The sequence below is a fragment of the Mesorhizobium sp. M1328 genome (assembly GCF_040318075.1).
Taxonomy (GTDB): domain Bacteria; phylum Pseudomonadota; class Alphaproteobacteria; order Rhizobiales; family Rhizobiaceae; genus Mesorhizobium.
The window spans coordinates 553,811-566,200 of record NZ_JAMYLO010000001.1; the positions used below are offsets into that span (position 1 = coordinate 553,811).

The 12,390-nt window shown below is 64.6% G+C and carries 12 protein-coding genes; 8 read left to right on the forward strand and 4 right to left on the reverse strand.

Annotated elements, in window-relative coordinates; translation table 11 throughout:
- The first annotated feature begins 24 nt into the window (after nucleotides 1-24).
- Nucleotides 25-906 (forward strand): ParB/RepB/Spo0J family partition protein, encoded by an 882-nt coding sequence (locus tag NKH23_RS02755; RefSeq protein WP_352913094.1) that lies wholly within the window; start codon nucleotides 25-27, stop codon nucleotides 904-906.
- A gap of 238 nt (nucleotides 907-1,144) precedes the next feature.
- On the opposite strand, the gene holA is transcribed toward NKH23_RS02755, so the two are convergent.
- The 3 genes from holA to NKH23_RS02770 are packed head-to-tail and all read right to left on the reverse strand — an operon-like array spanning nucleotide 1,145 to nucleotide 3,337.
- The gene (gene holA, locus NKH23_RS02760) at nucleotides 1,145-2,191 is read right to left on the reverse strand and encodes a DNA polymerase III subunit delta (RefSeq protein WP_352913093.1); all 1,047 of its coding nucleotides are present in this window, start codon (nucleotides 2,189-2,191) and stop codon (nucleotides 1,145-1,147) included.
- A 52-nt stretch (nucleotides 2,192-2,243) separates the two neighbouring features.
- Nucleotides 2,244-2,525, reverse strand: coding sequence for a hypothetical protein (locus tag NKH23_RS02765; RefSeq protein WP_353034203.1), 282 nt, complete (start codon nucleotides 2,523-2,525; stop codon nucleotides 2,244-2,246).
- Nucleotides 2,522-3,337, reverse strand: coding sequence for a hypothetical protein (locus tag NKH23_RS02770; protein WP_353034205.1), 816 nt, complete (start codon nucleotides 3,335-3,337; stop codon nucleotides 2,522-2,524). The genes NKH23_RS02765 and NKH23_RS02770 overlap by 4 nt, the downstream gene beginning before the upstream one ends.
- 149 nt (nucleotides 3,338-3,486) lie before the next feature.
- Here NKH23_RS02770 and NKH23_RS02775 point away from each other — a divergent pair, with 149 nt between their 5' ends.
- From NKH23_RS02775 to lpdA, 4 genes are all read left to right on the forward strand, one after another.
- Nucleotides 3,487-4,719: a 3-methyl-2-oxobutanoate dehydrogenase (2-methylpropanoyl-transferring) subunit alpha gene (locus NKH23_RS02775; RefSeq protein ID WP_352466549.1), complete on the forward strand. Its 1,233-nt coding sequence runs from the start codon at nucleotides 3,487-3,489 to the stop codon at nucleotides 4,717-4,719.
- 2 nt (nucleotides 4,720-4,721) lie between these two features.
- A complete protein-coding gene (locus NKH23_RS02780) occupies nucleotides 4,722-5,735 on the forward strand; it encodes an alpha-ketoacid dehydrogenase subunit beta (RefSeq protein WP_292665092.1) in 1,014 nt (337 codons plus the stop codon).
- Nucleotides 5,736-5,746: 11 nt separating this feature from the next.
- Nucleotides 5,747-7,114 (forward strand): dihydrolipoamide acetyltransferase family protein, encoded by a 1,368-nt coding sequence (locus NKH23_RS02785; protein ID WP_352977030.1) that lies wholly within the window; start codon nucleotides 5,747-5,749, stop codon nucleotides 7,112-7,114.
- A 239-nt stretch (nucleotides 7,115-7,353) separates the two neighbouring features.
- Nucleotides 7,354-8,748 (forward strand): dihydrolipoyl dehydrogenase, encoded by a 1,395-nt coding sequence (lpdA, locus tag NKH23_RS02790; RefSeq protein ID WP_352977075.1) that lies wholly within the window; start codon nucleotides 7,354-7,356, stop codon nucleotides 8,746-8,748.
- Between the two features lie 166 nt (nucleotides 8,749-8,914).
- On the opposite strand, the gene NKH23_RS02795 is transcribed toward lpdA, so the two are convergent.
- The gene (locus NKH23_RS02795; RefSeq protein WP_352913088.1) at nucleotides 8,915-10,018 is read right to left on the reverse strand and encodes a saccharopine dehydrogenase family protein; all 1,104 of its coding nucleotides are present in this window, start codon (nucleotides 10,016-10,018) and stop codon (nucleotides 8,915-8,917) included.
- A gap of 123 nt (nucleotides 10,019-10,141) precedes the next feature.
- Between NKH23_RS02795 and NKH23_RS02800 the strand changes: the two genes are divergently transcribed.
- The 3 genes from NKH23_RS02800 to NKH23_RS02810 all read left to right on the forward strand — a co-directional run bounded on the left by NKH23_RS02800 (nucleotide 10,142) and on the right by NKH23_RS02810 (nucleotide 12,381).
- Complete coding sequence (locus NKH23_RS02800; RefSeq protein WP_352913086.1) at nucleotides 10,142-10,570, forward strand: Lrp/AsnC family transcriptional regulator; 429 nt, start codon at nucleotides 10,142-10,144, stop codon at nucleotides 10,568-10,570.
- 193 nt (nucleotides 10,571-10,763) lie between these two features.
- Nucleotides 10,764-11,129 carry a RidA family protein gene (locus NKH23_RS02805; protein ID WP_352466543.1) on the forward strand — a complete coding sequence of 122 codons (366 nt, stop codon included), beginning with the start codon at nucleotides 10,764-10,766 and terminating at the stop codon, nucleotides 11,127-11,129.
- Between the two features lie 22 nt (nucleotides 11,130-11,151).
- Nucleotides 11,152-12,381, forward strand: a complete 1,230-nt coding sequence (locus tag NKH23_RS02810; RefSeq protein WP_352913084.1) for an amidohydrolase/deacetylase family metallohydrolase — start codon at nucleotides 11,152-11,154, stop codon at nucleotides 12,379-12,381.
- Nucleotides 12,382-12,390: the final 9 nt, after the last annotated feature.

Below are 12,390 nucleotides of genomic sequence, written 5' to 3' on the forward strand. Positions count from 1 at the left end.
ATACCGAAACGATCTGGACGGACGATGAACGAAGACCCTTCGAGAAAAAGATTGGGACGGGGACTGGCGGCGCTGATCGGCGAAATCGATCGCCCGGCGGCTCCGGAAAAGCCCGGGCTGACGGCCGACGGCAAGGTGCCGATCGAGTTCCTCAGCCCCAACCCGAAGAACCCGCGCCGGCATTTTGGCGACGCCGACCTGACCGACCTCGCCCAGTCGATCCGCGAGCATGGCGTGGTGCAGCCGGTGGTGGCGCGGCCGTCGAAAACCCAAACAGGCCGCTACGAGATCATCGCCGGCGAGCGTCGCTGGCGTGCGGCGCAACGCGCCGGGCTGACCGAAATCCCGATCATCGTACGCGACGTCAACGATCGCACGGCGCTAGAGCTTGCGATCATCGAAAACGTCCAGCGCACCGACCTCAACCCGGTCGAGGAAGCATTGGGCTACCAGCAGCTGATCGACGACCACGGCTATACGCAGGCCGATCTCGGCCAGGTGATCGGCAAGAGCCGCAGCCATGTCGCCAATACACTGAGACTGCTCAAGCTGCCCGACGTCATTCGCGACATGCTGGTCGACGGCGCGCTCTCGGCCGGCCATGCCCGCACCCTGGTGACGGCCGACGACCCGGCCGGGCTTGCCAAGCGGATCATCGACGAGGGGCTTTCGGTGCGCCAGGCCGAAGCTTTGGCGCAGATGCCGGTCGGCGCGCCGACGGCAAAGCGCCAGCCTGCGCCCCCGCCGCAAAAGGATGCCGACACGCTGGCGCTGGAAAAGCTGATGACCAATACTATCGGCATGATCGTCACGATCGAGCACAACCAGCGCGGCGGCGTGATCAGCGTCGCCTATCGGACGCTGGAGCAGCTCGACGAGCTTTGCCGAAGGCTGAAGCGGGAGTAGGGTTGCCAAAACGTCGAGGTCTTTAGCCGGCAAGTAACGTTTTTTCTAAGGCGCCGGTCATTGGCGAAATCGTCGAAGTAATTAATCTCCCCCCTTGAGGGGGAGATGGCCGGCAGGCCAGAAGGGGTCGTCTCACATCAAGCGCCCACGTCGTCTGTCGTCGCGGAAGGGGCTGGTGTTCCACGCGCTGCGACCCCCTCTGTCGCCTTCGGCGACATCTCCCCCTCAAGGGGGGAGATCAGGTGCGCTGCGCCAGCCTTGCGCTCTCCACGGCAATGCCGAGCAGCGCCTGGCGTGCCAGCGCGACCGACAGATCCGGCCGCCGGCGTGTCTGCAGGATCGCCGTCTGCAGACGGTTGAGTGCGCGGCCGAGCCCTTCGCTGCTCCACCGTTCGAGGGCTTTCTCCACCAGCTTGCGCCGCGAGAAAAAAACCGGCGGGCGCGCCGCGGCAACGACCGAAGCGGCATTGCGGCCGCCGGCGTCCATCTGGCCGCGCATGGCCTGGATCGCCTGCAACTGCCGCATCGCCGATGAAAGCACCAGGAAGGGCTGGCCGCCAGACTGGCAATGGCGGGTGAAGGCGCTGTCGAAGTCGGCGATCCTGCCTTCGAGCAGGGCGTCGACCGCCGCGTCGAAGGAGAGGCCGGAGACATCGCCAGACGTCGCCTTGACGTCATCGAGGCCGATTTCGGGCTGGCCATGCGCATAAAGCACCAGCTTTTCGATCTCGCCGCGCGAGGCCAGCCGGTCGCCGCCGAGATTGCGGCGCAGCGCCTGCCGCGCCTCCAGTGTCATCGACATGCCGGCCTTGCGCAATTCGTCGTCGATGACCGTATCGATATCCCTGGCTTCATCGGCATAGCAAGGCAATGCCATGGCATTGTCCGCCGCCTCCACCACGGCGCGCAGGCCGACGCCCTTCTTCAGGTCGCCGGCCTCGATGAGGATGATGGCATCCCGCGCGGGCTCCGACGTCAGCGCCTTGACGTCGTCAGCAAGCGCCTTCTGGGCGCCGGCATTGCGCACCCATAGCAGGCGCCGCTCCGAAAACATCGGCACGGTGCGGGCCTCGTCGAGCAGGCGGCCCTCGTCGCGTTCGACCTCCGAACCGTCCAGCCTGACCACCGAGAACGGATCGTCAAGCGGCAGGCCGGTCTTGCCGGCAAAGGCCTTTGCCCGCTCGGCAACCAGCCCGCGATCGGGACCGTAAAGCAACACGATCGAGACGCGCGGATCCGGCTTCGCGAGCCATGAATCGACCTCGTATGCTTTCTTCTGTGCCATTGGCGCTGATTAGCATGACGCGGGCGCGAGGTGAACCACGGGCGCCGGCCTGCTAGTTCTTGTTCTCGGGACTATCAGGCTTGAACGAGCTATCGGCATCACCGAGGCGTTCGTAGTCCGTCATTGCCGCGTCAAGCGATTTGTCTTTCTCGACTGACCACAAAGTCACTGAGGCCAGATAATTTGTGAAGGCGTTCTGCTCTCTTGCGAAAATGGCGGCCAAACGCGAGTCGTTTTGGAAAAAGCGATCGAGTTCCTGTTTGATTGCAACGTCATTCTTCGCCAGCGACCGTATAGCCCATACAGCCGATGCCACCGTCATCACACGCATCATATCTTTGATGCCTGGCTCTTGGGACACCCATATTTCCGGCACGCAGCGACAATCATGATATTCTCGGGGCGACCTGGAGCCACCACACCCCCGAATTTCCCCATAACAAGGCCGATACGGATTGCGTCCGCCGCGATGCCGTCACGGCTGGTTCGAAGATTTTCCAGAATATGATCTATGTAGGACAAGTCTCCTGTCGCCATATAGGCGCCAAGCAGCAGATCATTGTCCAACGGGACAAAGAGAGGTGTCAACGTTTTCAAAGGGATGGCACCGGCGGATGCTGCATCATCCAGCTTTCGGCTCGACGCGAAACGCCGCGCTTCGTCCGTGAGACCAGCCTTGTGCAGAGCGGCCAGATAAAGGTCAGCCGCGCGATCGGAGGGCACGCCATCCAGCAGTTTTCGTCGCATCTCCGGCGAGCCGTCGAACAATGCAGCGAAAAAACCGGTTATCGTTCCGTTTTCAGCGCCGGACGGAGCTTGATCCAAGGTTGTGATGAGCCGGTCAATGCAGGCAGCATCCCTCGTGCGATGGTACGTGCCGATGCAATCGTCCGACTGAGCGAAAGTTGGTCGACCGGATCCAACCAGAAAAGCTACAATCGCCAAAGCGACGACGGCCCTCGATCTGCCTTGCATTCCCACCTCTCTCAAAACGATCCTGTCAGGATAGGGTCCTGGATGGTGGGCGCAACTTGAATCGCTGGAAGCGGGCTCGTCAAAGGCAAGCTCACCCCGGGACATATCGTCTGTTGCGGCAATCGTCGGCAAATTTCTGCTAAGTTGCGTGCTGCCGTCCAACATCGACAAGAAATTTCGCAGACATATCTTCATCTTGTGCGCGGGAGGCTGCATCGGCCGGGTCCGAAGGACCGAAGGCTTCCCCGACGAATTCGCACTGGTCTGGCGGCGTGGATGTGCAAATATCCTGGCCAGGCAACAGTGGAGGAACCGAGATCATGGCCGATGCCGGAATGTTGCGTTTCCATGTTCCGGAGCCGGAGGTGCGGCCGGGCGGAACGCCGGATTTTTCAGACGTGACCATCCCCAAGGCCGGCTCAGTGCCGCGTCCCGAGATCGACGTCGATCCGCGTACCATCCGCGATCTGGCGTTCTCGATCATTCGCGTGCTGAACCGCGCTGGCGAGGCCGTCGGGCCATGGGCCGGCCTGCTTTCCGATGAAGAGCTGCTGGAGGGGCTACGTCATATGGTGACGCTGCGCAGCTTCGATGCGCGCATGCAGATGGCGCAGCGCCAGGGCAAGACCTCTTTCTACATGCAGCATCTCGGCGAAGAGGCGGTGAGCTGCGCCTTCCGCAAGGCGCTGTCGCGGGGCGACATGAATTTTCCGACCTATCGGCAGGCCGGCCTGCTCATCGCCGACGGCTACCCGATGGTCACGATGATGAACCAGATCTATTCGAACGAGGCCGATCCGCTGAAAGGGCGGCAATTGCCGATCATGTATTCGTCGAAGGAGCACGGCTTCTTCTCGATCTCCGGCAATCTGGCGACGCAGTATATCCAGGCGGTCGGCTGGGCGATGGCCTCGGCAATCAGCAACGATTCAAAGATCGCCGCCGCCTGGATCGGCGACGGCTCGACCGCCGAGTCCGACTTCCATTCGGCGCTGGTCTTCGCCTCGACCTACAAGGCGCCGGTCGTGCTCAATGTCGTCAACAACCAGTGGGCGATTTCGACGTTCCAGGGCATCGCCCGCGGCGGCTCCGGCACGTTCGCCGCGCGCGGGCTCGGCTTCGGCATTCCGTCGCTGCGCGTCGACGGCAACGACTATCTCGCCGTCCACGCGGTGGCCAAATGGGCCGCGGAACGGGCGCGCAGCAATCTCGGGCCGACGCTGATCGAATACGTCACCTACCGCGTCGGCGCCCATTCGAGCTCCGACGACCCGTCCGCTTACCGGCCGAAGGCAGAGTCCGATGCCTGGCCGCTCGGCGACCCGATCGTCAGGCTGAAGAACCATCTCATCCAGCGCGGCGTCTGGTCGGATGAACGCCACGCCCAGGCCGAGGCGGAAATCCTCGACACGGTGATTTCGGCGCAGCGGGAGGCCGAGCGCCATGGCACGCTGCATGCCGGCGGCAAGCCCTCGGCCCGCGACATGTTCGAGGGCGTCTATGCCGAGATGCCGCCGCATCTCCGGCGCCAGCGCCAACAGGCCGGGGTCTGACCATGCCGCGGCGGACCATGATCGAGGCGATCCGCGACGCCATGGACGTGTCGATGGCGCGCGACGAACGCGTCATCGTGTTCGGCGAGGATGTCGGTTTCTTCGGCGGCGTTTTCCGCTGCACGCAAGGCCTGCAGGCGAAATACGGCAAGAGCCGCTGCTTCGATGCGCCGATCAGCGAATCCGGGATTGTCGGCGCGGCGATCGGCATGGCGGCCTACGGGCTGAAGCCTTGCGTCGAGGTGCAGTTTGCCGACTATGTTTATCCGGCCTATGACCAGATCGTCTCGGAAGCGGCGCGGCTGCGCTACCGGTCGAACGGTGATTTCACCTGCCCGATCGTCGTGAGAATGCCGACCGGCGGCGGTATCTTCGGCGGCCAGACCCACAGCCAGAGCCCGGAGGCGCTGTTCACCCACGTCTCTGGGCTGAAAGTCGTGGTTCCGTCCAATCCGCACGACGCCAAGGGCCTGCTGATCGCGGCGATCGAGGATCCCGACCCGGTGATCTTCCTGGAACCGAAGCGGCTCTACAACGGCCCCTTCGATGGTCATCACGAGCGGCCGGTAACGCCATGGTCGAAACATGAGCTCGGCGAAGTCGCCGATGGCCATTACACCGTGCCGCTCGGCAAGGCCGTGATCCGGCGGCCGGGCGCTGCGGTCACCGTGCTTGCCTATGGCACGATGGTCTATGTCGCCCAGGCGGCCGCCGAGGAGACCGGCATCGATGCCGAGATCATCGATCTGAGGACGCTGCTGCCGCTGGATCTCGAGACGATCGTCGCCTCGGTCAACAAGACCGGGCGCTGTGTGATCGTGCATGAGGCGACGCTGACATCCGGCTTCGGCGCCGAACTTTCGGCGCTGGTGCAGGAGAACTGCTTCTACCATCTGGAAGCGCCGGTGGCGCGGGTCACCGGCTGGGACACGCCCTATCCGCATGCGCAGGAGTGGGACTATTTTCCCGGTCCGGCCCGGCTAGGCCGCGCGCTCGTCGAAACGATGGAAGCCTAAGGGGGAAGACGATGGGCGAATATGTCATCAAGCTGCCCGATGTCGGCGAAGGCGTCGCCGAGGCCGAGCTCGTCGAATGGCAGGTCAAGGTCGGCGATCTCGTGCGCGAGGATGCCGTGCTTGCCGCTGTCATGACCGACAAGGCGACGGTCGAGATTCCTTCGCCCGTCGATGGCGAAATCGTCTGGTTGGGCGCCGAGATCGGCGACACGGTGGCGATCGGCTCACCGATTGTCAGGTTGAAGGTGGCGGGCGAGGGTAACGTCAAGCCGCCACGGGACGTTGAGGCGGGCGCCAAGCGTACCCCCACCCCTGACTCCACCCCACAAGGGGGAGGGGGACGCGTCACGGCCGCCAAAGCCGATGCCCCGCGCCCCTCGCTCTCGCCTGAGCTTGCTCCAAGAAACGGGAACGCAGGTGTGGCGCGGACAGAATCCCCCTCCCCCTTGTGGGGAGGGGTTAGGGGTGGGGGTACTGCGACGTCCGGAGCGGCGCGCCCAGAGGGCGAAAAGCCACTGGCCTCGCCGGCCGTCCGCCTCAGGGCGAAAGAGGCCGGCATCGACCTTCGGCAGGTCCCGGGAACCGGCCCGGCCGGCCGTATCCAGCACGAGGACATCGACGCGTTCCTGGCACGCGGACCGCAGCTCGCGAAGGCCCTTGGCCTCGCCCGCAACGAGGCGGTCGAGGACATCAAGATAGTCGGGCTCAGGCGAAAGATCGCCGAAAAGATGACGCTGGCCAAGTCGCGCATCCCGCACATCACCTATGTCGAGGAGATCGACGTCACCGCGCTCGAGGATTTGCGCGCCGCGCTCAACAAGGAGAAGCGGCCGGGCGGGGACAGGCCGAAGCTGACGCTGCTGCCGTTCCTGATGCGGGCGATGGTCAAGGCAATCGCCGACCAGCCCAATGTCAACGCGCTGTTCGACGACGAAGCCGGCATCGTCCACCAGCATGGCGGCGTCCATATCGGCATCGCCGCGCAGACGGCTTCGGGGCTGATGGTGCCGGTGGTCAAGCACGCCGAGGCGCGCGACATCTGGGATTGCGCAGCCGAGGTTGTCAGGCTGGCCGAAGCGGCAAAGTCCGGAACGGCGACGCGCGACGAGCTCTCGGGCTCGACCATCACCATCACCTCGCTCGGCGCCATGGGCGGCGTGGCGACGACACCCGTGATCAACCACCCGGAAGTGGCGATCGTCGGCGTCAACAAGATGATGGTGCGGCCGGTATGGGATGGCACCCAGTTCATCCCGCGCAAGATGATGAACCTGTCCTCCAGCTTCGACCACCGCGTCGTCGACGGCTGGGACGCGGCGGTGTTCATCCAGCGGATCAAGGCGTTGCTGGAGACGCCGGCGCTGATTTTTGTGGATTGAGGTAATGGGCAGCAGCGCAGAATGAGAACAGTAGCGATCCTTCCCACCCCCCTCTGCCCTACCGGGCATCTCCCCCGCAAGGGGGGAGATTGGCTGCCTTCCCGGCCTTCGCCAATCTCCAATGTCGCAGGAGTAAGCGGGGCGTCGAAGCTGCTGATCTCCCCCCTTGCGGGGGAGATGCCCGGCAGGGCAGAGGGGGGTGCTGTCCCTCCAGCTTGCCGAGGAGCTAGAGCGACATGATGAAGGAAATCTCCTGCAAGCTGCTCGTCATCGGCGCCGGTCCCGGCGGCTATGTCTGCGCCATCCGCGCCGGGCAACTTGGCATCGACACGGTGATTGTCGAGGCCGGCAAGCCCGGCGGCACTTGCCTCAATGTCGGCTGCATCCCGTCCAAGGCGCTGATCCATGCGGCCGAAGAGTTCGAGAAGCTCTCGCACATGGCCGGCGGCAAAAGTCCACTCGGCATAACGGTCGCAGCACCATCGCTTGATCTCGCCGCGACCATTGCCTGGAAAGATGGCATCGTTAGCCGGCTGAACAACGGTGTCGCCGGTCTGCTGAAGAAAGCGGGCGTGAAGACGGTGCATGGCTGGACGACATTTCGCGACGGCAAGACCGTTGCCGTCGAGACCGAGATCGGCATGCAGGTGATCCGCGCCGAAACGGTGGTGATCGCGACCGGCTCGGCGCCGGTCGAACTGCCATCGCTGCCATTCGGTGGGCCGGTGATTTCGTCGACCGAGGCGCTGGCGCTGAGCGAAGTTCCGGAGAGGCTGGCGGTGGTCGGCGGCGGCTATATCGGGCTGGAACTCGGCATCGCCTTTGCCAAGCTGGGCGCCAAGGTGACCGTGGTCGAGGCGTTGCCGCGCGTGCTGGCGCAATACGATGCGGAACTGACCCGGCCGGTGGTGAAGCGGCTGGCCGAACTCGGCATCGAGGTGCTCGTGAACGCCAAGGCCAAGGGGCTGTCCACTAAGCGCGACGCGCTGCTGGTCGAGACGAATGGCGGCAAGAACGGCAAGATTGCTGCCGACAAGGTCCTGGTCACGGTCGGTCGGAAGCCGGTGACCGAAGGCTGGGGGTTGGAGCAGATCGACCTCGACATGGCCGGACCCTTCATCCGCATCGATGACCAGTGCCGCAGCTCGATGCGTGGCATCTTTGCCATTGGCGACGTCACCGGCGAGCCGATGCTGGCGCACCGGGCGATGGCGCAGGGTGAAATGGTCGCCGAGATCGTCGCCGGCCACAAGCGCAGCTGGGACAGACGAGCGATCCCGGCTGTCTGCTTCACCGATCCGGAGCTGGTCACCGCAGGCCTGTCGCCGGAGGAGGCCAAGACCAGTGGCGAGATCAAGGTCGGACTGTTTCCCTTCACCGCCAATGGCCGGGCGATGACGAAGTTGGGCGAGGACGGATTCGTCCGGGTCGTTGCCCGCGCCGACAACCATCTGGTGCTCGGCATCCAGGCGGTCGGCCAGGGCGTGTCGGAACTGTCGACGGCGTTTGGGCTGGCGCTGGAGATGGGCGCGACGCTGGAGGACATTGCGGGCACCATCCATGCCCATCCGACACAGGGCGAGGGTTTTCAGGAGGCGGCGCTGAAGGCGCTGGGGCGGGCGGTGCACGTCTGAGGGCAGGTGATCTCCCCCCTTGAGGGGGAGATGGCCGGCAGGCCAGAGGGGGTCGGTTCGACTGGATGCGACGTCCCTTGCGACAGATGGAGGTTAGCGCTTTACGCGAGGCGACCCCCTCTGTCGCCTTCGGCGACATCTCCCCCTCAAGGGGAGATTACGCAGCTCACCCCGCAAGCCGGCTAACCATCTCGTGCTGCGCATAGGCGCGGCCGAATCGGTTGGCTAGAAACGCGTCGAGCGCGATGTCCTCCTGCTTGATGAAGCCCTTTGCCGGCAAGGTGCCGTCGGCGAGCATGTCGAGCACGGCGCAGATGGCGGACGCCGTGGTGATTTGGATGGCGCTGCGCACCGTTTCGCCGACACGCCTGGCGTAGATCTTGTTGGCGTAGGTTTCCTGCAGCAGACGGCCGTTCTTGCGGCCGCTGACGGTGACGAAGACGATGACCACGTCCTGCAGCGTCGCCGGCAGGGCGCTTTCGAAAATGTCCTTCAGCACGTCGCGGCGGTGGCGCAGGCCGAGATCGTTGAGCAGCGCCTTCATGATCGCGGCATGGCCGGGATAGCGGATGGTGCGGTAGTTCAGCGTCCGCACCTTGCCTTTCAGCGTTTCGGCCAGCGTGCCCAGCCCGCCCGAGGTGTTGAACGCCTCGTAGGTGACGCCGTCGAGCGAGAACTCCTCGCGCTCCTCGAGCGGCGGCACTTCGACCAGCTCGCCTTCGACGATCGCCTCGCAAGGCTCGCAATATTCGTTGATGACGCCGTCGGTGCTCCAGGTCAGGTTGTAGTTCAGCGCATTCGACGGGTATTGCGGCAGAGCGCCGACCCGCATGCGCACGCTTTCCAGCGTGTCGAAGCGGCTGGCGAGATCGTTGGCGACGATCGAGATGAAGCCCGGCGCCAGCCCGCATTGCGGGATGAAGGCGCTGCTGCCGGAACGCGCCAGCTCCTTGACCCGCCTGGTGCTGACGACGTCCTCGGTCAGATCGAGATAGTGCACCCCGGCGCTGGCCGCCGCCTCGGCGATGCGCGTCGTCAGATGGAAGGGCGCGGCGCTGAGCACGGCGAACTTGCCGGCCAAGGCCGCTTCGAGGGTGCCGGCGGCCTCGATGTCGAGTTCCAGCGTCTCGACCGTTTCAGGCAGTTCGGCCGCGCCAAGCTGCGCCGCCGAGCGGTCGACGAGCGTGACATGGTAGTTGCCCGTGGAAGCCAGCATCTCGGCAATGGTCGAGCCGATCTTGCCGGCGCCGACGACAATGATTTCCTTCATGACCGGTCCCTCGCACCAATGCTAAATTCACGGTTAGAATCGCAGCTTGCCTGTCGAAAGGAAGCGTAGGATTGTACTAAACGCAGTCTCTCTTTACACAATATGCCGACAAGGTTCGTCGAAATGCTCAGCGATGCCGACCAGGCGCTGCTTTCCCTGCTGCGCATCAATGCGCGCGCCTCGACCGCCGAACTGGCGCGGCGGCTCGGCGTCTCACGAACGACGGTGCAAAGCCGGATCGAGCGGCTGGAACAGCGCGGCATCATCGCCGGCTACGGCGTCAGGCTTTCGCCGGATTACGAACAGGGGCTGGTCAGGGCGCATGTCCTGCTCACCGTCACCCCCAAGCTTGCCGACAAGGTGGTGCGCAGCCTGCAGGCGCTGGCGCCGGTTCGCAGGCTGCACTCGGTCAGCGGCAATTTCGACATGATCGTCATCGTCGAGGCGCCGTCGATCAGGGATCTCGACACTCTTCTCGACCAGATCGGCGCCATGGACGGGGTCGAGCGCACGTCGTCGTCGATCATCCTGTCGACGCGGATCGACCGCTGAGCCGGCTGGTGTCGCGGGTCCAGACGCTGGCGGGACAGAGGGGGGCGCGAAGGATCACCAAGGGCGGTGATCGTTCTGGCGTTACCGCAGCAAAGCGATATAGGCTTTCAAAATGTGGATCGATGGCGTGCAACCGCCCCCTATCTCTCGCAGCATCGCGCGTTCATCCAAAGAACCTAGACAGGAGGCCTTCTTGCCCAAGCAGTGTTTTGGAAAATCCCATGTGCCGTTGTCTCCGGCGGTCAGGGCCGGCGATTTCGTCTATGTCTCAGGCCAGGTACCGGTCGGCAGCGACGGGCTGGTGGTCAAGGGCGGCATCGCCGAACAGACCGAGCAGGTGCTGTCGAACGTCAAGGGGGCACTGGCGCTGGCCGGCTGTACCCTCGACGACGTGGTCAAGACGACGGTCTGGCTGGAGGACGCGCGCGATTTCGGCATTTTCAACACCGTCTATGCCAGGCATTTCCCGAAAGACCCGCCGGCGCGCACGACAGTGGAGTCGCGGCTGATGATCGACATCAAGATCGAGGTCGAGGCCGTTGCCTACAGGCCGGCCTGACGGGCAAGCGGAGACAGGCGCGATGCAATTCGATCTGCTGATAAAAGGCGGCCGCCTCATCGATCCGGCGTCCGGCCTCGACGCGCAACGCGATCTGGCGATTGCCGACGGCCGTATCGCCGCGATCGACGCCGAAATCCCCTTCGAACGTGCCGCGCGCGTCATCGACGCCACGGGCTCCATCGTCGCGCCGGGCCTGATCGACCTGCACAGCCATGTCTATTGGGGCGGCACCTCGCTCGGCGTCGATGCCGACCAGCTCGCCGCAAAGAGCGGCACCACCACCTTCATCGATGCCGGAAGTGCCGGCGCCGGCAATTTCCTCGGCTTTCGCCGCCACGTCATCGAGCGCTCGAAGGTCCGCATCCTGGCCTATGTGAACATTTCCTTTGCCGGCATTTTCGGCTTCTCGCAGACCGTGGCGGTCGGCGAGTGTAGCGACCTCCGGCTCTGCGAACCGCGGGAAACGGTGGCGGCGGCGCGCGAGCACGCGGACGTGGTTGTCGGCGTCAAGGTTCGCTCGGGTCGCCACGCCGGTGGCACCAGCGGCATCGCGCCGGTCGATCTCGCGCTCGAGGCCGCCGACAAAGCCGGCCTGCCGCTGATGGCGCATATAGACGAGCCGCCGCCCGGCCGCTCGGAAGTGCTGCCGCGGCTGCGCAAGGGCGACATCCTCACCCACTGCTTCCGGCCGTTTCCCAACGCGCCGGTCTTCGCCTCGGGGGCGGTGCGGCCGGACATGCGGCTGGCGCGCGAGCGCGGCGTCATCTTCGATATCGGCCACGGCATGGGCTCGTTCGATTTCGAAGTGGCCAAAGCGATGCTGAGCGAAGGATTGGCGCCGGACGTGATCAGCAGTGACGTGCATCTCTATTGTGTCGATGGTCCCGCCTTCGACATTCTGGTCTGCATGTCGAAGCTGCTGGCGCTCGCCATGCCGCTGGTCGAAGTGCTGCGCGCCGCAACACAGCGGCCGGCCGAGGCGATCGCCAGGCCCGATCTCGGCAGGCTTGCGGTTGGTGCGGTCGGGGACATCGCGGTGCTGCGGCTGCGTCCGGGCCGCTTCACCTTTGTCGATTCGGTCGGCGCCACGCTGGTCGCCGAGCAAAGGTTGGTCTCGGACGGCATCGTGGTCGGCGGCAGCTGGTGGCCGAACGAGGCGGTGGACGATCTCGGCGAAACCGAGCGCTTCGAAGCGCATGCGCACGACACGCATGTCGATGTTGTGAGCCGGCATTTCGGGCGTGGGTGATCTCCCCCC